General features: G+C 39.5%; 22 protein-coding genes. 3 read left to right on the top strand and 19 right to left on the bottom strand.

Annotated elements, in window-relative coordinates; genetic code table 11:
• Nucleotides 1–2: 2 nt before the first annotated feature.
• The 5 genes from ACZYT3_RS00525 to priA form a co-directional block, all read right to left on the bottom strand.
• Nucleotides 3–242, bottom strand: coding sequence for a TIGR04076 family protein (locus ACZYT3_RS00525; RefSeq protein WP_294562820.1), 240 nt, complete (start codon nt 240–242; stop codon nt 3–5).
• Complete coding sequence (locus ACZYT3_RS00520; protein WP_294562819.1) at nt 239–1,057, bottom strand: pyridoxamine kinase; 819 nt, start codon at nt 1,055–1,057, stop codon at nt 239–241. Before ACZYT3_RS00520 ends, ACZYT3_RS00525 begins: the two co-directional genes overlap by 4 nt.
• A gap of 79 nt (nt 1,058–1,136) precedes the next feature.
• The gene (locus ACZYT3_RS00515) at nt 1,137–1,871 is read right to left on the bottom strand and encodes a TrmH family RNA methyltransferase (RefSeq protein ID WP_464087301.1); all 735 of its coding nucleotides are present in this window, start codon (nt 1,869–1,871) and stop codon (nt 1,137–1,139) included.
• Nucleotides 1,872–2,058: 187 nt separating this feature from the next.
• The gene (gene rsmB, locus ACZYT3_RS00510; protein ID WP_464087300.1) at nt 2,059–3,309 is read right to left on the bottom strand and encodes a 16S rRNA (cytosine(967)-C(5))-methyltransferase RsmB; all 1,251 of its coding nucleotides are present in this window, start codon (nt 3,307–3,309) and stop codon (nt 2,059–2,061) included.
• A 7-nt stretch (nt 3,310–3,316) separates the two neighbouring features.
• Nucleotides 3,317–5,461 (bottom strand): replication restart helicase PriA, encoded by a 2,145-nt coding sequence (priA, locus tag ACZYT3_RS00505; RefSeq protein WP_464087299.1) that lies wholly within the window; start codon nt 5,459–5,461, stop codon nt 3,317–3,319.
• A 71-nt stretch (nt 5,462–5,532) separates the two neighbouring features.
• Between priA and ACZYT3_RS00500 the strand changes: the two genes are divergently transcribed.
• Together ACZYT3_RS00500 and ACZYT3_RS00495 are read left to right on the top strand one after the other, a co-directional pair.
• Nucleotides 5,533–5,853 (top strand): DUF6440 family protein, encoded by a 321-nt coding sequence (locus ACZYT3_RS00500; RefSeq protein WP_464087298.1) that lies wholly within the window; start codon nt 5,533–5,535, stop codon nt 5,851–5,853.
• Nucleotides 5,843–6,706 carry a Cof-type HAD-IIB family hydrolase gene (locus ACZYT3_RS00495; RefSeq protein WP_464087297.1) on the top strand — a complete coding sequence of 288 codons (864 nt, stop codon included), beginning with the start codon at nt 5,843–5,845 and terminating at the stop codon, nt 6,704–6,706. Before ACZYT3_RS00500 ends, ACZYT3_RS00495 begins: the two co-directional genes overlap by 11 nt.
• Nucleotides 6,707–6,761: 55 nt before the next feature.
• Here the strand turns inward: ACZYT3_RS00495 and ACZYT3_RS00490 are convergent, their stop codons facing one another.
• The 7 genes from ACZYT3_RS00490 to gmk form a co-directional block, all read right to left on the bottom strand.
• The gene (locus ACZYT3_RS00490) at nt 6,762–7,781 is read right to left on the bottom strand and encodes an acyltransferase (RefSeq protein ID WP_464087296.1); all 1,020 of its coding nucleotides are present in this window, start codon (nt 7,779–7,781) and stop codon (nt 6,762–6,764) included.
• Between the two features lie 98 nt (nt 7,782–7,879).
• Nucleotides 7,880–8,902, bottom strand: a complete 1,023-nt coding sequence (gene vanS, locus ACZYT3_RS00485) for a vancomycin resistance histidine kinase VanS (RefSeq protein ID WP_464087295.1) — start codon at nt 8,900–8,902, stop codon at nt 7,880–7,882.
• Nucleotides 8,903–9,155: 253 nt separating this feature from the next.
• Entirely contained in the window at nt 9,156–9,578 is a 423-nt protein-coding gene (locus tag ACZYT3_RS00480) for a VOC family protein (protein WP_464087294.1), read from the bottom strand.
• A gap of 66 nt (nt 9,579–9,644) precedes the next feature.
• Nucleotides 9,645–10,340, bottom strand: coding sequence for a VanR-ABDEGLN family response regulator transcription factor (gene vanR / locus ACZYT3_RS00475; RefSeq protein WP_464087293.1), 696 nt, complete (start codon nt 10,338–10,340; stop codon nt 9,645–9,647).
• 4 nt (nt 10,341–10,344) lie between these two features.
• Complete coding sequence (locus ACZYT3_RS00470; RefSeq protein WP_464087292.1) at nt 10,345–11,142, bottom strand: hypothetical protein; 798 nt, start codon at nt 11,140–11,142, stop codon at nt 10,345–10,347.
• An 18-nt stretch (nt 11,143–11,160) separates the two neighbouring features.
• The gene (locus ACZYT3_RS00465; protein ID WP_464087291.1) at nt 11,161–12,096 is read right to left on the bottom strand and encodes a M28 family peptidase; all 936 of its coding nucleotides are present in this window, start codon (nt 12,094–12,096) and stop codon (nt 11,161–11,163) included.
• A gap of 35 nt (nt 12,097–12,131) precedes the next feature.
• Nucleotides 12,132–12,695 carry a guanylate kinase gene (gene gmk, locus ACZYT3_RS00460; protein WP_464087290.1) on the bottom strand — a complete coding sequence of 188 codons (564 nt, stop codon included), beginning with the start codon at nt 12,693–12,695 and terminating at the stop codon, nt 12,132–12,134.
• 99 nt (nt 12,696–12,794) lie between these two features.
• Here gmk and ACZYT3_RS00455 point away from each other — a divergent pair, with 99 nt between their 5' ends.
• Nucleotides 12,795–14,432 (top strand): Rqc2 family fibronectin-binding protein, encoded by a 1,638-nt coding sequence (locus ACZYT3_RS00455; RefSeq protein WP_294562807.1) that lies wholly within the window; start codon nt 12,795–12,797, stop codon nt 14,430–14,432.
• 141 nt (nt 14,433–14,573) lie between these two features.
• On the opposite strand, the gene ACZYT3_RS00450 is transcribed toward ACZYT3_RS00455, so the two are convergent.
• From ACZYT3_RS00450 to ACZYT3_RS00420, 7 genes are all read right to left on the bottom strand, one after another.
• Nucleotides 14,574–15,194 (bottom strand): class I SAM-dependent methyltransferase, encoded by a 621-nt coding sequence (locus ACZYT3_RS00450; RefSeq protein WP_464087289.1) that lies wholly within the window; start codon nt 15,192–15,194, stop codon nt 14,574–14,576.
• A 19-nt stretch (nt 15,195–15,213) separates the two neighbouring features.
• Nucleotides 15,214–15,879, bottom strand: coding sequence for a ribulose-phosphate 3-epimerase (gene rpe / locus ACZYT3_RS00445; protein ID WP_464087288.1), 666 nt, complete (start codon nt 15,877–15,879; stop codon nt 15,214–15,216).
• Complete coding sequence (gene rsgA, locus ACZYT3_RS00440) at nt 15,879–16,742, bottom strand: ribosome small subunit-dependent GTPase A (protein WP_464087287.1); 864 nt, start codon at nt 16,740–16,742, stop codon at nt 15,879–15,881. Before rsgA ends, rpe begins: the two co-directional genes overlap by 1 nt.
• Nucleotides 16,735–18,405, bottom strand: a complete 1,671-nt coding sequence (gene pknB, locus ACZYT3_RS00435) for a Stk1 family PASTA domain-containing Ser/Thr kinase (RefSeq protein ID WP_294562803.1) — start codon at nt 18,403–18,405, stop codon at nt 16,735–16,737. Before pknB ends, rsgA begins: the two co-directional genes overlap by 8 nt.
• Nucleotides 18,398–19,138, bottom strand: a complete 741-nt coding sequence (locus ACZYT3_RS00430; RefSeq protein WP_464087286.1) for a Stp1/IreP family PP2C-type Ser/Thr phosphatase — start codon at nt 19,136–19,138, stop codon at nt 18,398–18,400. Before ACZYT3_RS00430 ends, pknB begins: the two co-directional genes overlap by 8 nt.
• A gap of 4 nt (nt 19,139–19,142) precedes the next feature.
• Nucleotides 19,143–20,186, bottom strand: coding sequence for a dual-specificity RNA methyltransferase RlmN (rlmN, locus tag ACZYT3_RS00425; protein WP_464087285.1), 1,044 nt, complete (start codon nt 20,184–20,186; stop codon nt 19,143–19,145).
• A 64-nt stretch (nt 20,187–20,250) separates the two neighbouring features.
• Nucleotides 20,251–22,176 (bottom strand): LTA synthase family protein, encoded by a 1,926-nt coding sequence (locus ACZYT3_RS00420; RefSeq protein ID WP_464087284.1) that lies wholly within the window; start codon nt 22,174–22,176, stop codon nt 20,251–20,253.
• Nucleotides 22,177–22,229 lie beyond the last annotated feature (53 nt).

Below are 22,229 nucleotides of genomic sequence, written 5' to 3'. Positions count from 1 at the left end.
TATCATTCATCAAGCTTTTCAATTTTGAACACATTGATCGTATCTACATCCGGGCAGCAAAAAACATCACTTTTTAATTTACCGCCATACCGCAAGATATCGATCATCGGAAAAAGAACGTGCATTGCCAGCGGACATAGCTTCCCCCGATCCTGATCATAATCAAAGACATCACCTACTTGATGAGCGCGATGACACGGACAGTTTCCTTTTTGATCTACGACAGTAATACGAATTTTCATAGACGTCCGTCCCTGATAAATTCCTCAATGCTGATACCTAAGAACTTTTCTTTTTTATCCAAATTCTCTTTGATCATCTCACTGACGACATTCATCGCTTTAAAAGTAGCATCATGAAGGCTGACATCATGTAATACATCACTGATCAACACAGCAGAAAAGATATCCCCTGTTCCCGGAAAACGGGCATCGATCAGCTGAAAATCAATCGTAAAGAAATCATCCCTTAAATGATCATACCCGATGACACAGTCATGACCATTAAGTCTGGCACTTGTGATCACGACAGATTTGGCACCTAACTGCCGGCATTCATCAATTAATTTATTGGCTGTCTTTATCGTCATATCTTTCTCAAAAAAATGATCGCACAAAAAACAAGCCTCTGTGAAATTCGGAATCAGAATATCCGCACAGGCACTCAGCTCTCTCATGATCTTGACATTTTCATTGTTCATACCATTATAAAGCTTTCCTTCATCAGCCATGATCGGATCAACGATCACCAGAAGATCTTCTTTCTTTTGATTCTGGATCAGCCTTTTAACAAGTCTTACCTGCTGCGGATTCACCATAAACCCTGTCGATATGCAGTCAAAAGTAAATCCAAGCTCCTTCCATACATCAATTGTCTTATCCATATAATCGCTTGTATCTAAAATCTCAAATTTTCCGAAATCAAGCGTATTTGATACTAAAGCCGTAGGCAGACAGGTAACGGAGATTCCTTTTGCGGAAAGAATCGGTATCATAGCCGCCAAAGCAATCTTCCCTGCTCCCGGCATATCATTCACACAACAGATTTTTTTATTCATGACGCATCCCCTCCAGCTACTATTATAATTTCAAATTCAAAAAAAGCAAACCATGAATCCATTATTCTCTAAAATCGACTCAGCTGCGGAACCAGTAACAGCAAATCGTTGCCGCCATTGCCACATTCAGGCTTTCAAAGCGATTCATTTCAATATAGATACACGCATCTGCCATCGCTAACAGCTCTTCTCGTACACCTCGTCCTTCATTACCGAAGATCAAAACCATTTTCTCTTCATTTTTAAATTCACTTAAACCTTTCGCATTCTTCAGTGCGGTCGCATAGATCTTATATCCGTCACTTCTTAAAGAAGCAACCACATCCATTATATCACCACGACATACATTCATATGAAAGAGTGCTCCCTGTGTGGAACGCACCGTCTTATCATTATAAAGATCGGCACTTGCCTGTGACACGATAAAAGAATCAAAGCCGAAAGCATAGGCGCTGCGAATCATCGTCCCCAGATTTCCCGGATCCTGAACATCATCACATAAGATGATCTTATTGCCTAACGGACGATCTGTTTTCGAAATCCTGCAAACACCCATCCATTTAGGAAGGGACTGGCTCATCTTTAGCTTTTTCATCACCTCTTCGCTCACATAAAAAAGAGGTCCTTCAAAATTTAAATGATCAGATTCATTTTCCAATAAGATCAAAGCTTCTAAAAGTCCGCTGTCTTTCGCTTCCATGATCAGATGTTCATTTTCGATCAGAAAGCAATGTTCCTTATCACGATATTTTTTATCATGAAGCTTGCACCAGCTTTTAACACGTGCATTTTGCAGTGAACGAATGACTTCCATGATATTCCCTCCTAAATATGATTGGTATCTAAATATATATGCTCACACATCCATACCAAAAAACAGCTTTACACAATACATTACCAATATGGAAACATCGCAAAAAATAATCTCATCATGATAAAAAGCTTCATTGAAAAGCCTTTTTCATGGTTATTATTATAACGCTTTTATGGATAAAAGAAACTTATTTTTTCACAAGAGCCGCCATGAAAAAACCATCACTTTCATATTCATATGGAAAGATCGTCTGCATTTTTTCACAGCTGAAATCGTCATGCTTCTTTAAGAAGCTTTCAATTTGTTTCTCATTTTCCTTTTTATTCAATGTACAGGTACTATATACCAGTCTTCCGCCTTTTTTCAAAAGAGGACTGACACTTTCTAAAAGTGTTTGCTGGAGCGGTATGATTTCATCCATATCACTGCTTTGCATATGTACCTTGATATCATTTTTCCGTTTTAAGACCCCATATCCGCTGCAAGGCGCATCCAATAATATGCGATCAAAAGATTCATGGTCAAAAACCTCCTGGGCTTTCGTACCGTCACTGACCATCGGATGCACACAGCTGATATGCAGTCTTTTTAAAGAATTTTCAATCAGTTCAACACGGTGCTTATGGATGTCACAGGCAATGATTTCTCCCTCATCATGCATCAGCTGTGCTATATGTGTGCTTTTTGTTCCGGGGGCCGCACATACATCCAGGATTCTTTCATGGGGCTCAGGATTTAAATAATAGGCAACGCACTGACTGGCTTCATCTTGAATCGTGATCTTTCCTTCTTCATATTCCTTTGTCTGGGCAAGTGCTTCCCCGTCATAGATCAGCCCATCCGGACTTAATCTGCCTGATGTGAAATGCCCATTGTCCTTCATCAATGTTTTTCTATCCGTGATTAGCGTATTGACACGGCAGGCCTGTAAAGGCACCTTCTGATCATTCTCACAAATTTTCCGGGCAATCTCAAGTCCATACTGATGCTCCCACATCTTAACCAGCCATAACGGATGTGAGGTCATGATCGAAAGCTTTTCTAAAGAGGATCCGTCGACGCTTCTGCGCTCTTCTCTTAAAAAGCGTCTTAAAAGGGCATTGATGAGCCTTTTGTATCTTCCGTTATATTTTTTAGAAGCGATATCTACCGCTTCACTGACAACGGCATAATCCGGAAGCTTATCTAAAAAGACAAGCTGATAGATGCTCATATCCATTAAAACAGCCATATCATCAGGAAGCTTCTTTGAAACAAAATGCTCCCATAAATAACGTACATAAAGATAATTCTGCATCGTTCCATAAACAATTGATACGATCAAAGAACGATCCAAACCTGAATAATCATTCATTCCATGTCGTAAGGCCAGATTCGAATACTTTTTTTTCAAAATGATCTCACATAACAGATCAAAAGCTTTTTCTCTTGCGTTCATAGTCCTCCTAATCATCCAAAGTTAAAGGATTCATGTCAATATGCAGCTTGACCCTGCTTTTTGAAGTGCGATGATGCTGATAAACATCATAGATTTCCTTCTGAAGAAGCTCTAATGATTTACTTTTGACACAGATACGATAACGTTTTTCATCCTGGATCTTTAAAAGCTCACTGACACCTAAGACCTTAAAATCTTTTTCTTTTAAAAGCATCATGACATGATTGGCCTCATCCAAGGCCATTTCTTCATTTTTACTGATAAAAGTCAAGGCACATAAATATGTATAAGGCGGATATCCCGCTAAATGACGATACTGCATCTCATGTCTGAAAAAAGAATCATAATCCTGTTTTAAGGCACACTGGATCGCATAATGCTTCTTATCATACACCTGAATCAATACTTTGCCATCGGTATGCCCTCTGCCACTTCGGCCGCCGGCCTGTGTCAATAAATCAAATGTCAGCTCAGCACTGCGGTAATCACTGCGTGCCAGCATCGCATCTCCTTGAAGGATTCCCACTAAGGTTACATTTTCAAAATCGAGGCCTTTGGATATCATCTGTGTACCTAAAAGAATATCCGCCTCATGATCTTCAAAAGCCTTTAATAATTTTTCATGGGCGTCTTTACGTGTCGTCGTATCCGCATCCATCCGTATCAAACGGGCATTTGGAAAAAGCCGGGCAACCTTTTCCTCCAGCATCTGTGTTCCAAAGCCGCTGCCGCTAAGCTTGCCTTGACACTGCGGACATGCATAGATACGCTTCAATACCGTCCCGCACAGATGACAGTTCAAGGTGTTTTTTTCTTTGTGAAGCACTAACGGCTTATCACAATGAGGACACATCAACACCTTGCCACATTGACTGCAGCGCAATATTGGCTGATAGCCCCGGCGGTTCAAAAGCAGGATGATCTGATGATGACGATCCAATGCTTTTCTCATTTCCTGTATCATTTCATCACTGAGGATGTAAGATTGTTTTTGGCGGATCACTTCATTCATGTCGATAAGCTTTATCTCCGGTAAGCTTTGATTGACGCGATGCTTGATTTCCACAAGCTCATAAACTCCCTTCAAAGCCCGTGCCATCGTATCTAAAGAAGGTGTCGCACTGGCCAATACCACTCTTGCATGATGCGTCTGTGCACGATGCAAAGCTACATCACGGGCATGATAGCGACAGTTTTGATCCTGCTTATAGCTAAGATCATGCTCCTCATCCAAAATGATCAGTCCGAGATTGGAAAAAGGCATGAAAACAGCACTGCGGGTACCGACAACGATGCGCTTATCTTGGCTTCGCACGCTCTGATACTGCTCATATTTCTGTTGAGCGCTTAAACCGCTATGGTAGATGGCCACATCATTACCGAAACGTTCTTGGACCCTTTTCACCATCATCGGTGTCAAAGAGATCTCCGGAACGAGGATCAAGACCTCTCTTCCCTGCTTCAGCACTTCTTCAGCGGCATGGAGATAGACCTCCGTCTTGCCGCTCCCTGTCACTCCCTTTAAAGCAATCACATCTTTTGGAGAATGCAGGATACGCTCTACGGCATGTTTTTGTTCCTCATTTAAGACAAAGCTGCATGGTTTCTTTTCAATTATCTTTTCACTTGTCCGGCTTTCTTTTTCAAATATCTCAACACAGCCTAGTTCCTCCAGCTTTCTGGAAAGTGACTGCTTCAGCCATTCACTGCGTTTCATCTCTTTTTTTTCTGCCAACAATTCATAAAGCATCCTTTGTTTTGCAGTTTTAGTATGATTTGCCAGCGGACGGACCCATTTTTCCATCTTGATCCTGCTGTCATTGCTTTTAGGCTTCAATGCCGGCGGAACCATGGCCTGCAAAGCACTGATTACCGTAGAAATGCTTGTCCGACTGATCCATTTTGCCAGATCGATCATTTCCTTATTTAAGATCGGCTTTTCATCAAGTACATTTAAAACAGGCTTTATTTCATAAGGAAAAGCTCTTGAAACATTCCATTCGATACCATCGACAAAGGCCACACATTCACGATGATTAAAATTAACAAGTACTCTTTTTCCTATTTCTACCGGTTCATTTTTAAACTGATATATATAGGTCTGGTCCAAAGCACTTGTATTATTCTCAATATAACAATAAACAAGATTCATGAAATTCACCATATACATCATACCATAAATTCAGTATAATATAAGCGTAAAATCAAAAAAAGAGGTACGTCATGAAAAAGAAACAGCGCTTTATTATTACCGAAATCTACCAGAATGATATGCATGCCGTCGATAAGGTACTTGTCGATACCCTTACCCATGTTCAGTATCTGCTTCATCAGGAAGGAAGCGGCTGCAGCTGTACACCTTTAATTGATGAAAACGGTAAGCCGCTGTTGTCACACCAGAGTACACCTCATCCGGATTCGATCCGTAAAAAACCGATCGTCATCGAAGAAAAAGACCGCATCTGTGAGCGCAAAGAAGATGAGGAAATTGAAACGATGCAACCCGTAAAGATTAAAAAAGGCAGGAGAAAAAATGTCAAATAGAATTAAAATGATCGTATGTGATTTAGATGGCACCTTATTAAATGATCATAAAATCATTTCTCAAAACACCCTTGAAAAAATGATCGCCTATCAGCAGCAGGGCTATCTGCTCACTTTAGCAAGCGGCCGTTATTATCGCGAGGTCGAACGCTTTGCGAAAGAGCTGAAGCTGGATGAATATCATGGCTATGCCGTATGCGGCAATGGCTTTGAAATCGTCGATGTTGCCAATCAAACAGCCTTTCACTTCAGCACGATCCCTTGTGAGATCGCACGTGAATGTGTCATCTTGGCTAAAAAGTGCCACCTGATACAGTATATCAAGATCAATGGTACCTACCATCTTTCTATGGGCAAACATTTTATGAAAATCATCCAGCAAGGCTGTCACCAGTTAAACAAAAAAGGTGTCCGGCAGCTAACCTATGCCGCTCATTTACTTGATGAAACCATCTTTGAAAAAGATTTATCCAAGCTGATTCAGGAAGGAATCGTTAAGATATGTGTGATCGGAACACCTTCAAGACAGAAAAGATGGATCGGAATGCTGGAAGAAAGATATCCCGATACCTTTAGCTATTACCCCGTCAACAGCGTTTCATTGGAAATTACCCATAAAAGCGTTTCTAAGAAACATGCCGTAGAAGTGATCGCAAATAAAAACGGTTTTAGTTTAAATGAAGTAATCGCCTTCGGTGATTCAGGAAATGATGAACCTCTCCTTTTAAATGCAGGTATCGGCATCACAATGAAAAACGGTACAAAACGTGCTTTGAAAAAAGCCAAGATCATTTCTGAATATACCAATCATGAAGATGGTGTGATCCGTGAATGTGAAAAATATCTTGAGTAATAAATTGTCATAATTTCGGCACTTGAAAAGTGCCTTTTTAATATTTCCTTAAACTTTATTTAAAAGACTGATGTAATCTGGCAAATTTTTTAAACCATGAAAATGAATAGACAAATAAGCAGGACAAGAGAAACGAGAACAAGATGACTGATAAAGAAAAGATCAATGAATTTCCAACCAGCAGATCAACCTGATGGATCATTTTCGCAAATCCCCGAAGCAGCAGGATGACTGCCGGATGGATCAGATAAATAAGCGTAGCTATTGTACGTATTTTTTTCATGGATGGAATAGAAAGTCCTTTTAAGTAATCAAATAGATAAACCATCAGCGGCAATAAAAAGAGATACATGCTGTCATGACGCTGCAAATGAAAATGACGCAGGATGAAGGCTTCTATCGACATGACAAAAAGCCACAGAATCACAGGATAGAGCCTTTTCTTTGATTCTTTTCTTTGAGAAAGACATATGCCCATAAAAAGAAAAACAGGTGCCATGAACATTCGGGTATAAGAAAAGAATTGAAAATATCTCTCATAAAAATCAGCCACAATTGGTATATGGACACTTACGCCATAATAACTATCACCAAAAAGTCCCAATAAATACAATAAGATACAAATGATGAACAACCCTTTCCGGTTGATCTTTTTAAAAAGAAAAGCTATGACCACACAACCGACTATACAGGCAGGAAAATACCAGAGATGATAGAAGACACCTTCAAAAAACAACATTCGTATAAGCTCCCATATGCTTCCATCCCAAAGCCCGGCAACCAGTGCGATTGGCAGATAACATAAAGAAATGAAGCCATATATCAGCATATTTTTCTTTAAGAAGCTGATCAGTCCTTTTTTATTCTCCTTTAAAAGTGCAGATGCACATACAAAATGACCGCTCACCATGAAAAAGAATGGTACTGCTGTTCTTGCCAGCACCCTTGTTAAAAAGAAATCTGCCGCAGTATCGTAGGTACTGAGCGGTGACGTATGGATCATGATGACCATCATTGCCGCAGCAAGACGGAAAATATCTAAGCCTCCATATCTTTTTATCTGTTTGCCTTCCATAGACACCTCCAAATAAAAATACTGTTTCGATATTTAAATAATATCAAAACAGCATCTTTCATTTATGGATAACTTCTATAGAAATTCTTTCAAAATACTTACAACGGAAGTATGACGGTAAAACAGATTTTCTCATCCTTGCTCTCCGCCTGTATGCGACCATGATGCAGCTCAACGATCTCTTTGGCGATTGCCAGTCCTAATCCGGCATTGCCATTTGAGGTTGAACGGGCAGCATCCAAACGAAAAAACTGTTCAAAGATACGCTCCAGCTTATCCTGAGGAATCGTCTTGGCAGCATTTTCAAAGCGTATTTCCACATTTTCTTCCTTTTTTATCAATTGGATGGCAATGACACTTTTTTCATAACTATAATAAATGGCATTACGGATCAGATTATCAAATACTCGCTCCATTTTATCAGGATCACAGAGAATCTCAACATTTTCTTCGATATCCTTCTGCCAGCTTAGTCCTTTCTCTAAAAGCAAGGGATCAAATTCACTGGTAATCTGTTCAAGCATATAACTTATGTTGATACGACGTGTTTCCAATACAAGGGATGATAAACTGAATCGGGTGATATCAAAAAACTCATTGATCAATTCCTCTAATCGCAGCGCCTTATCTAAAGCGATTTGCGTAAATCTCGCTCTCGTTGCGACAGAAAGATCAGGCTCATCATGCAGAAGCGTCAAATAACCGATCACACTTGTTAAGGGTGTTTTCAGATCATGTGCAAGATATACGATCAAATCATTTTTCCGTTTTTCTGCTTCCTTGGCCAAAAGATCATTTTTCAAGGCAGTTTCTCTGACCAGATTCAACTCATCCTGAATATTTTTCAGCTCTGCCGGTAAAACGATTTCCTCAGCATCCGGCCGGGCAAGTTTTTCACTTGCTTTCACGATCTCATCTAAATAAGAAAGAGGCTTGGAAATAAAGCGATATGTGATCCAAAGCCATCCGGCTAAAATGAGGCCTCCGCCAAAAAGAAGAATATAATCTTTTATAAAAGAAAGCAATTGATACAACGGATCGCTTTCATACCATGTAAAGCGAGAACAATATCGCCACGCTGCGACCAAGAAGACGATGACCCCTATTGAAAATGCCAGCATGGTAACGACATATTGTGAAAGCAATTACCTTGAAAGGCGTGAGCGATGCTTGGCCTTATGATTTTGAATATTCTTATTCCATAAATTCATACTTTTACACTAATCTTTCTAAATTAATATTTATTCCTTATTCTCTCTATTACTCTATTTTCACACTATTTCTGTTTTTTTCTACGAAATAAGGTCATTTTAAGGTCATGGAATCATATCGAGTTCAATATTTTTATATCTAGTTAAGCAATAAAATTATTATCTAATAATTGCCTGTTATTTCCAAAATATTACCATCAGGATCAATAACATTAAAGTAGTAATAAGGCATATGTACGTTCACATACATTATTTCTGAAACTTTTCCAATTCCTAATGACTTTATTCTTTGATACTCACTTTTCAAATCTTCTACTTCAAAATTGAAGATTACAATATTATTCTTTTTATACTTACCTTCTTTAAAGAAATCATCAATATAAGCTTGATTAAAATGAATATCATTCGACTCCTTTATAAGTTTCTCATCATATTTCTTATTGTAAAGTGCTAACTGATTTCCACAATCAAATGCTACCCATCTGTCATCATTACAATATAAAGGTTCTTTTTGTAAAAGTAGTTTATAAAAATTTAAAGATTTTTCCATATCTTCAACACATATATAAGTAGTTCCTAATCTCATCAATATCCCTCCAATTTAAGTTTATTAAATCATATACATTAAAGTATTTTATTGTTTCTCATTTTCCTAATCAGCCTCAATGGTATAACCCACCCCCCAGACTGTCTTTACATACTTTGGCTTACGGGGAATTTCATGCATCTTTTCTCGTAATCTGGCAATATGTGTCATGATCGTATTGCCGCTTTCAAAATACTTTTCACCCCATACCTTTTCAAATAGTTCCTCTGAAGGCACTACTTTTCCCTGATGCTCGCAAAGATACCATAAAATATCAAATTCAAGCGGTGTCAGCAGCAGCTCTTCACCATTGAGCACACACTTATGGCTCTTCTTAGAAATCAATAATCCGCGGATGCTGATTTCCTCGTTTTTTTCTAAAGAAGAACCGTTATATCTTGTATAACGTCTTAATTGAGTCTTCACCCTGGCAACTAACTCCAACGGATTGAAAGGCTTGGTAACATAATCATCAGCCCCCATCGTCAAACCGTAGATCTTATCACGGTCTTCAACTTTAGCCGTCAGCATGATAATCGGAAAAAGATGCTTTTCACGGATCTTCTTACATAGCTCAAAACCTTCCATATCCGGCAGCATGACATCCAAGATCGCCAATGTGATCTTATCATCTTCGATACACTTTAAGGCATCATGAGCATTTTCTGCACGCTCGACCTCATAGCCGTCATTTTTCAGATAAACCTCAACCAGTTCTCCAATTGCCGACTCATCATCTACAATCAGGATCTTATCTGCCATTTCTTTACTCCGTAAGTGCTCCCATGATCATATCATAGGTTACGACCATTTGGTCCTGTCCGCCCTCATACTGGAAAGAAAGCGTATATTGTGCATTTTCTCTTACGTTTAACGTAAAATAGAAGGAATTGCTGCCCTCTCTCAATTGAATAGGACCGATATTCAAAGATGCGCCATCACTTAAATAGATTTCACCTGTCGTTTTAGAATCACAAGTGATATCTAAACGAATCTGTCCGTCTTCATTTGAAGCCCGGATCGCCGTTATCGTCACATTTTCACCCTCCATCGATTCATCGATCACATTTACAGGTGTATCCGACGTATCCTGCACTTGATCATCCTTTTGCGGGACATCATCCTCATCCGGCAGTGGTGCAGACGGCTCATCATTTTCCTGTGGCTGCTCATTTTCAGGCAGCTTTTCATTCACTACCGTATCATTATTATTCTTGAAAAAATATGTCTTAACGATAAAATAGCTGCCGCCAAGAAATACCACAACAAGCAAAGCAATCAGCACGAGCAAAATCTTATTCAACATGTTGTTCTCTTTTTCTTCCTTTAGCTTTTTCTGTTTCTCAACCCTTGAAACAACCGTCTTTTCTTCTTTTCCAACATTTATGACCTGTGTCCTTTCGACATCATCCTGCTTTTCTTTAGAAACATTTGTTTCTTCATCAAAAAGCTCATCCATCACATTTTTTAAGTCTTCGTGATAATCATGATATTTCGTTCCGCAATAAGGACAATAATTCATATCATCATCAAAAACCTTCTTACAGTTTTCACACGTTCTCATCATCTACCTCCGTTTCTTTCATTGTACCATATCTGAGAGCTTTGTCATCAGTTTCATCGTCCCATTCTTTAAGATCTCAATATTTTTTTCATCCATCACAAGATCTTTAGGCGTATGAATACGAGAGATATAATAACCAATATATTTATTTTTATGAAAGGCCGCCACTCCTGCAGAACACTTAAAATTAAGCTGATCCGAAGGATACAAGGTATTAGAGGCCTTCGTCACGATGATTTCTTTATTTTCACACTTAAAGGCTTCTTGAAAGAAAGAGGCGTACGCTTGTGCTTTCTTATTTAAGATGAACATGAGATGATCACCATCCGAAACACAGTCAAAATTAATCAATAATTTATCTTCAAGTGTTTTTTTATGCTTTTTCACAAATGCCATCGACCCAAACAACCCGATTTCTTCATGATCAAAAAAGACAAAAGCAACCTGTTCCCGCATCTTTTCATCTAACTCACCCATGATTTCCAAAAGGGTAATCACCCCGGAAGTATTATCATTGACAGTATGCTTATTGGGTTTACCGGCAAACATCATATAGATCAAAGCAATACATAAGATCAGGCTTCCCAAAGAAACGATCAAAGCATCATGAGTCAGTGAATATAAGATGAACGACAAAACAAACTCTAAAAGAAATATAACGGCCAGCAAAATAAGATTAAACAATAAATATACCGGTATATTTTTAGGTGTCAAAAAATTAGGAAACGGCAACTGGGCACAGGTATCATAATGAGCCCCCAGGATCACCTTTGCCTTATCGACATCTCCTGCCACAAGATTACGGCTTTTAAAATAACCGCCCTCTTCAACGATCATCTCAAAACCAAGCTCTTTGACCCTTTGACTTAAATAATCAATAAACGCATCTTTCTGTCTTCTTGTTTTTCGTATCTGATATTCTTGTAAGATCTCTCTTGAACATTCTCTCATCATAAGCTCCTCCATATAAAAAAGCAGGACTTCCCCTGCTAATTCTGATTTCTTTTGATTATAAGGCCGATCACTTCTGCTGCCAGCTCCGGATCATCATTGCAGACGACATATTTGTAATTTCCTACCAGCTTTAATTCCTGACTCGCCTTTGCCAGTCGCTGCTGGATAATTTCCTCAGGCTCGCTTCTGCGTCCACGGATACGCTTTTCAAGTTCTTCCATAGATGGCGGAATTATAAAAATACTGATCGCATCCGGACATTTCTCCTTAACGATTGTAGCTCCCTGAACCTCTATTTCAAGAACCACGTTCTTGCCTTCCTCACGCAGCTTTTCTACCTGTTTGATGCTGGTTCCATAGTAATTGCCGACAAACTCAGCCCACTCCAGAAATTCCCCTTCTTTGATCTTTTGTTCAAACTCTTCACGTGAAATAAAAATATAATCGATACCATCCCTTTCACCTTCACGAGGAGCACGGGTGGTCATAGAAATAGAATAGGTCAGATTCAATGAAGGATCTTTCATATAGTATTCTCTTACCGTACCTTTTCCAACACCGCTCGGTCCGCTGACAATAATAAGTAATCCTTTTTTCATAATACCCCCACTAATATGGTTCAATTATAGTAACAATCAAGCGGAAAGTCAATTATGTTTTGCCCTTTTGTGATATAATATCATGGAAATGGAGGTATTATGGCACTCGATGGATTATTGCTGCATAAGCTGCAGAAAAGCTTGTCAGAGATGACACCTATGAAGATCAATAAATGTTCACAAGTCAGTGAACATGAAATGCTCTTTTATATCAGAAGCCATGCGAAAAACTATAAACTGATGATCTCAACACATTCACAGTACAATCGCATCAATCTGACCAATGAAAATTATCAAAGTCCGGCAGTTGCCGGCAATTTCGGCATGATCTTAAGAAAATATATTGACGGAGGCATGATCGTATCGATCAAACAGCTTGGATTAGACCGTATCCTGGATTTTGAAATCGTTGCTTATGACGATCTCAGCGATCAGCATACCTATCACCTGTATGTTGAATTAATGGGCAAATATGCCAATCTTGTATTGGTCGAAAACAATAGGATCATTGACGCCCTTAAGCGGATTCCCCCTTTTGAAAACAACATTCGGCCGATCTTTCCGGGCATGGAATTCACACTGCCTGCACAGTTTAATAAAAAAGATCCTTTTGTAGAAGAAGATTTTGACAGTGAAGAATCGCTCTCGAAACAGTTTCACGGTTTTTCACCGCTGCTTTCCAGAGAATTTATGTACCGGATCCACAATCATGAATCCTTTCGGGAAATCATGAATGAATTGGAACAAAGTCAGTCACTCTATGTCTATGAAAAAGAAAATCAATTTCATTGTATTGAATTAAAACATCTTCATTCTTCGTACAGCGTTTATCCTTTGATGCGTGGATTCGATGTCGTCTATTACCACGCACAGGAAAAAGAAAGGATCCGTGAACAAAGCGGTGATCTTTATAAGGTAGTAAAAAAAGAATTGCATAAGAATGAATCAAAGTTGAAAAAGCTCCAAGATACTCTGGCTTCTGCTAACGACTGTGAACATTATCGCATATACGGTGATCTTCTTTATGCCTATGCTTACCAGTATCCGCAGAAAATGGAAGCCGTTGATCTGGAAGATTTTGAAACCGGACAAATGATCCATATTCCATTAGATGTGAAATATGATATCAAATACAACGCCAAAAAATATTATCAAAAATACAAAAAAAGCAAGACCGCACAAGTAGAAGTAGCCAAGCAGATCGATCTTTGCGAAAAAGAAATCGAATATTTTACCCTGCTTCAATCGCAGCTTGAATACGCATCGTTTGATGATGCCAAAGAAATACGCAGTGAATTAGAAAAAAACGGTTATCTTCGTGTTCAGAAAAATGTCCGCAAGACCAAAAAGAATGCTCTTCCTCACTTTATTACATTAAATTTTAAAGGAAGCAACATCTATATTGGAAAAAACAACCTGCAAAATGATTATCTGACCTTTCACTTTGCGAAAAAAGAAGACTGGTGGTTCCATACGCTTGATTACCATGGCGCTCATGTCATCGTACAATGTGACGATCTGTCAGAAGAGATCATCCGCACCTGTGCCCTGCTTGCCAGCTATTACTCACAGGGCAAGGATTCCAGCAGCGTTCCTGTCGCTTATACAAAGATCAAAAACTTGAAAAAAGCGAAAGGAAAAGCCATCGGGCAGGCGCTGATGAACAGCTATAAGACGATTTATATCGACCCCGATGAAAAAAAGGTCATTGAATTATTGGATACGTATAAGAAATAAATTCGATACCGATCGTTAAAACAGAATTATCCAAACAGGTTTAAATTAAAAGAAGTATTTAGCTGTGAATACTTCTTTTCTTTTATATTCATGATTTTTTTATCTTATATATCCACATAAGATGATTCTGTAAGAGCGATATCACTGGTTTTTCAGGTAAAAAACTCCTGCACAATAAGAAAGCTGTTCAAATTCTATCTGGGGGAAAGTAATTTTCACTTCATCAAAAATAAAGTATATCTCATCATCATCCCACTTATTCCCCATCTGTATCTTACAATCTTCCATATCCTTACGCGTTGTAAAAGCAACATCTCCAATATAGATACATCCATCATCTTTCAATAAACTCAATAACAGATGAAGAAGATCAATTTTTTGTACATCCGTAAGGTGATGCAATGAGTAGGTTGCAATTATTGAATCATATTTATTTTGTGTCAGTTCATCTGCCAATCCCACTGAAAAATCTCCTTGAAATAAATGAGCCTTAGGCATTTTTTCATAAGCGAGTTCTATCATTCTATCTGAAAAATCTTGTCCATAGATCTCACATCCATTCTCATAAAGTTTGGATGTAAGTGTTCCGGTCCCAAAACCAATATCCAACACAACTTTTCCAAAGTGAGATAATACACCGGCATATATCTTATTTAATACATCTCTGTATCCTGCAAACGGATAGACACCCTCTTCATCAGATAATCCGACACTCTTATCATAATCATCTGCCCATAAATCAAATCCTACATTATTCAACATATCCTTCTCCAGAAAAGACTTACCGTGTTTTATAAAGATGGTTTATTTGCTGTTGGATATCTCCTTTAAATACATAGCTGCCGGCAACTAAGACATCAGCTCCGGCTTCTATTGCGAAAGAAGCTGTGATATCATTGATGCCGCCATCAATTTCGATCAGACAGGATAAAGAGGACTCATCGATTCTTTTACGCAAGGCCTTGACCTTATCCAATGAGCTTTCCATAAATTTTTGACCGCCAAAGCCCGGTTCGACGGACATGACAAGAATAAGATCGCATTGATCAAGAAAATCAAAGAGGACGCTCACATCAGTTTTAGGTTTGATGACAAGTCCTGCTTTGATGCCATATGAATGGATCTTTGCCAATATTTTCTTAATTTCCTCATGACTTGCACAAGCTTCGTAATGAAAAGTAATCAGATCAGCCCCGGCATTCACAAAAGCTTCAATGAACATATCAGGATCATCGACCATTAAATGAACATCCAAGATCATATTTGGACAGGCTTTTCGGAAACCTTTTAAAATATCCGGGCCAAAAGTAAGATTCGGTACAAAATGTCCGTCCATGACATCAAAATGAAGATAATGGGCTGAGCTTTGATTTAAATCTGCACATTGTTTTTCAAAGATCGAATAGTCCAGTGAAAGTACACTCGGAGCAATTTCTATTTTTCTCATCAGTAACTCCTTTTTCCTTGCTTGATCAGCATAGCTACATCTTTATAGTTTTGATAACGGATAGAAGAAATTCTTCCCTCCTGAACAGCTTTTTTTACGGCACAATCCGGTTCATCGAGATGTACGCAGTTTCTAAAACGACACTCTTCGTCAATTTGAAAATCTAAGATCTTATCTTTCAGTTCTAAAAGATCCACTCGTGAAAAATCAAGCGAAGAGAATCCCGGCGTATCAGCGACCCAGCCGCTGCCTATCGCATATAATTCACAATGACGGGTCGTATGCTTGCCACGTCCCAATGCCTTGCTGGTTTTTTGTGTCTGAAGCTGAAATTCAGGATTGATACGATTCAGCAGCGAGCTTTTACCGGCCCCGCTTTGTCCTGTTAATACGGTAATCTTGTTTTCAAAACATTCGATGATCTCTGTTTCATCAAAATCTTTGCCTGTCGTATAAACACGATAACCGCTTTTACGATAATCTTCGATATACGAATAAATTTTATCCTCATCCTTGACAAGATCCATCTTCGTAACACATAACACCGGTTCGATATCGGCAAGTGAGATCAGAAAGATCAGCCGGTCGACAAGCGTTGTCGAAAAATCAGGCTCAAAGCTGGACATAACGATCAATGCCTGATCGACGTTGGCAATTGCCGGGCGTGCCAGATAGTTTTTTCTATCAAGTATCTTTTGGATACCGTATTGCGATTCAAAGGCTTCTACCATGACATGATCGCCTACTAACGGCTTCTTATCAAGACGTACCTTTCCCATGGCGACACAGGGATGGATCTCGCCATTGTCAAAAAGCACCTCATATTGATTTGATATATTTTTTATGATCGTTCCTTTATTCATAATATGACAGTATAATTACTTTTCCTTCACTTTGTATATAATAAGTTCCCTGTTCCTGACTCTGCGTAATCACCACGCCCCTTTCGATTTCAAGCAATTCTTCTTCGCTCATGCCTTCCGTGGAAATTACTTCCAGCTCAACGACAGCACCAAGATCTGTCAAGGTTTTCTGAGCTTCTTCGATCGGCTGTCCAATCAGATTCATCATGACAAATTCTTTTTCACCTGCCACAGTAAAGCGAATACGATATTTCTTATCATCAGGATCAATGGCTGTTCCAGCTTCCAGATCCTGTGACAAAATCGTATTGGTCGGCTGATCTGAATTTACCTTGCTGACGATTACTTCGATATTCATTCCTTCAAGATACGGCTGAATATCATTGATATTTTTTCCGACATAATTTTCAATGATGAATGCCGGTCCTTTCGACACAGTAAGCTTGATCTCTGTACCGATTTCCTGCTCACTGCTGATAGCAGGACTAGTACGGATGATCATATCTTCGGCATAGTCCGATGAATTTTCATAAGTGATATCCTCATTGACGACAAAGCCCAACTCTGTCAGCATCTGTGTGGCTTCTTCCACTGTTTTATTTGAAACATCCGGAATGATTTCCGTTTTCGGCTTTGTCAAGTAATCAAAGACACCGCTAAAATACATGATCATCACACTTACGGCAATGACGATGAACACGATCAGCGAACCGATCAGCCATTTATGATCTTTCTTTGGTTCTTCTTCATCCTTGATGACATTTTTATCAAAGCGGTCGATGACGACCGTTGTCGTAGCCTTATCCTTTGGCGGCTGAAAGACGATTTTTTCATCATGAAGATGATCCTCATCCAGACAGGTTTCGACATCATGCAGCATTTCCTCTACGTTTTGATAGCGATATGCTTTATTTTTAGCGGTTGCTTTGATAATGATATTTTCAATTGATTGAGGCAATGACGGATTAAATTCGCGAATGCTCGGTATTTCCTCGCTTAAATGCTTCATGGCGATCTGTACGGGATTATCTCCGGTAAACGGCACGCTGCCTGAAAGGAGTTCATAGAAAACGATCCCCAGCGAATAGATATCACACTGGTTGGTCGCAGCTTCACCACGCGTCGTTTCAGGTGCCAGATAATGGGCACTTCCCAAAACTGAATCACTTTGGGTCAGCTGAACGGCATTATGTGCCAGAGCAATCCCAAAATCCGTGATCTTGACCGTTCCATCATCCTTCACAAGAACATTCTGAGGCTTGATATCCCGATGAATGATATTATGGCGATGAGCTTCTGCCACAGCACTCAAAAGCTGCTTCATGATGCTGATCGCTTCTTCCTTGTGCAAAGCACCTCTTAACTGGATCAGCTGTTTCAACGTTTTGCCGCGAATATATTCCATGACGATAAAATGACGGTCTTCACTTGTTCCCACATCATAAACCTGAACAACATTCGGATGGTTCAGCTTGCTTGCCGCATTGGCTTCACGCTGGAAACGCAGCAAAGTTACCGGATCATTTCCTAACTCACCGCGAAGAATCTTGATGGCCACCTCACGGTTGATGATCGTATCAATGGCCAGATAAACATCTGCCATTCCGCCTTCTCCCAAAGACTTCACAATTTTATAACGACCCGCAAGCAGGTTTTCAGTCATTGCTTCCCACCTCCTTGTCGATCACGATCACGCTCGTATTATCATAACCTCCGGCAATCAAGGCCGCCTGTACGAGCAAAGAAGCTTTCTCCTCTGCGCTTTTTTGCTGAATCAACACGTTTTTTATGATGTGCTCATCAACATAACCATGAAGCCCATCACTGCATAAAAGCAAACAGTCATAATCATTGTTGGCAAGTCCGATATCGACCTTCGCCTTATCATAAACACCCAAGGCATTTGTAAGCACGTGTTTCGACGGCTGACGTTTGATTTCTTCACTTGTCAGCTGTCCGGCATGAAGCAGTTCCTGAAACAGATTGTGATCCTGTGTCAGACATACCATGCGGTCGAACAGACCATAGACACGTGAATCTCCGACATTCATGATCAGGGTCATCTTATCATTCATCAGCACACCTGCCAGCGTCGTTCCCATGCCATATAAATTTTTATTGGAGCTTGCCATCTGATAGATCACATCATTGCAGTGATCGATCTCATTCTTGATCCAGTCGCTTGCTTCTTTAGGTGTCTGCAAAGAAGGCGCATGATCAAAATCATTTAAAAATGTTTCGACGGCACACTTACTGGCAACATCTCCGGCATTGCTGCCGCCGATACCGTCACAAACGATCGCCAAAAGCATACCATTCTCCTTCATTTTATATCCGATACAATCTTCATTATTTGAACGTACAAGACCTTTATCACTCAATCCTGCTACCTTCATACCATCACCCCATTCTCTTTTTCTCTTCTTTGGCCCTCAGCTGTCCGCAAGCCGCATCGATATCACCGCCATGCTCCTTACGGATCGTTGAACGAATTCCTCTTTTCATCAAACGGTCATAAAAGACCATGGCACTTTTCCGATCCACACTTCGATAACCATGCTCATCGACCTCATTATAAGGAATCAGGTTCACATAAGCATTGATGCCGCGAATCAGATCCGCCAACTGATCGGCATGGACCGGCTGATCATTGATTCCCTTCAAAAGAATATATTCAAACGTCAAACGCCGATTATTCAAATCAGTATATACCTTCAAGGCCTTCATCAGTTTCTCCAAGGGATAGGCCTTATTGATCGGCATCAGCCTGCTGCGTAAGGCATTATTGGGAGCATGCAAGGAAATCGCCAGATTATACTGCATTTTTGCCTGGGCGAAGGCCAATATCTTAGGCACGATCCCACAGGTTGAAATCGTGATATGCCTTCCTCCTATGCCCAATCCCAGATCATGATTGATCGTTTTTGCGAAATTCATCACATGCTCATAATTATCAAACGGTTCCCCCGTTCCCATCACGACGACATGTGAAACACGATCCTCGGCTGCATCCAGATCCTTCTGAACGCTCAATACCTGAGCCACCATCTCTCCGCTTGTCAGATCTCTTCTTTTTTTCAAAAGACCGCTCGCACAAAAATCACAGCCCATGTTACAGCCCACCTGTGAAGAAACACAGACGCTTTTCCCATAATCATAGACCATCAATACACTTTCTACCAATGCTCCGTCTGTCAATTCAAATAAATATTTGATCGTACCATCACTGGATACTTGCTTATTCACAACCTTACAGGGATTGACGATAAATCTTTCTTTCAGAAAATCGCGGCAATCCTTACTTAGATCACTCATCTCATCAATGCTTTGCACCCTTTTGCGATACAGCCATTGAAAGATCTGATGACCCCGAAACTTCTTCCAACCCTGATCCAAGGCATACTGCTGGATCTGTTCATAATTAAAATCATATAAGCTTTGCATTTCATCACCTTTATTTATAATAGCATAATTTAACCTTCCCCGATAGAAAAAAGACCGGAAACATTTATTTCAAATGTAAGCTGCGATAATAATCCTTATCCAGAATCAAAGCCGACATCTCAAGCTTTTTCGCTGCTTTTTCATATAATGACTTTAACCTTGCTTCACTGATTCGCTTATCCAAAAACACGGCACTTCCCTTTTGCGCATCATATTTTACTTCACCATTCATGAAACTGCCATCAGCCAATACAACCAACGGCATTTGATTACTGAAAACATCCGTTCCCATCAAAAGCCTGGAATCATATTCAAGACCCAGAAGATTGGATACAGTCGGCAGGATATCAATACTGCTGCAGATCGTATCCACCCCGATCGTCTTTTCCATCGAAGGCGCATAAATGATCAAGGCACTCTTATACAGATCAAAATCATCTTCGATCTTTCTGCCTGAAAGCTCTTCAATATTTTCTTTTTCCAATCCATACGGATAATGATCCGCTGCAATCACGATCAGGGTATCATCAAGATGATCATATCTTTCTAAATCTTTCAAAAGCTGTTCCATCGCCTTGTCAAGCTCGATCTGAGCAGCCAGATAACCCTTTGAAAGCTCGCTCATATTTAAATCAGCCACTGCATCATAATTCTTGGAAGACATCGTATTACCGATCCACGTATAATTCATATGCCCGCTCACGCTCATAAAATAAGTATGAAAACGATCCAGCTGCATATACTCATCACTTGTCTTCTGAATCATCTCCAAATCACTTTCCGGCCATGTATCCTTCACATCCAGACCATTTCCAAGCCCTTTGTAATTCTTCCATATATACGTATGTGTCTGGTCACGGTCATAGTAATCATAATAATGATTGTGATAAGCAAAGGTTTCTATACCCATTTTTTGATATTGTCTCGCCAAGACAAATGGCAGCTCATGTCCATAAGACCTTGAAAAGCTCCAAACACCCGGTTTTGGATAAAGTCCCATCACATTGACATATTCGCCATCGCTGGTAGAAACTTCAAATAATGGATTATAAAAATTTTTAAAATCAAAGCCCTCTGTTTTCATTTTATACAGGGTCGGTGTCAGCTTTTCATCAATGGCATAATCACTAAATGCCTCTGCCGTGATCATGATCAGATTATAATCTTTAAACATACCTGTATATTCATTTTTCGCCGTCGCCGGCTGATTGGCAAAATACTGATGCATGTCTTTGATGGCCGGATCAGCTTCATTGGCAATCAATGATGAAAAATCAATCGCCATCTGATTCAATTCATCCTCATCATAAGTATGGCTGTTATACGCCTTCACCGTTTTTTTATCTATTCCGCCATCAAAGCGAATGATCATGTCCCTTATCTGCAGACGAAAGGAGGTCATCACCCCAAAACGCTTCATCACCATGACGCTGGGACGATTATCGAGATAAATATCCAAGGTCGTTTCCATACCGGCATGTGGAATCAAAAGGCATAAAAATCCTGCCAGATAGAAACCTAAAGCACTTAATGCACGGATACAGCCTTCCTTAAAATGAATTCTTTTCAGCTCACATTTCACAAGCACGATACTATAAACGAATAAAGGAAGCAGGCAAAGAACAATCAGCGACAGATTCTTTAAAATAGAATCCGTGATTTCACTGCCAAATCCCAAGACCTGTCCAGTACCATGAAATACAGAAAAAATGCTTGTAAATACTTTAAATTTATCATAATAGATCATTTGTATCAAAAAGATCAAAATCATCAGCAAAAGAAAAAAAGCTGAAAGTATCTTACCACATTTTCCACCTAACAGATGGATGATCAGCAACAAAAACATGATCCATGAACATCCGAAAAGAAAAGGATAGATCAGATCAAATGAAAGCTCATGAAAAATATGTATCTGAAATAAGATCTCCAAATATAAAAGACAGATGAGAAGCCTTATATCGACCGCAAAATTTTTAATTACCTTTTTCATGCTATTATTATGTCACAAGAGCCACGATTTTTCTATCTTTTTTAATAAAAACA

Source organism: Traorella sp. mt218, from assembly GCF_055420025.1.
This window is presented reverse-complemented; position numbering and strand designations above follow the sequence as displayed.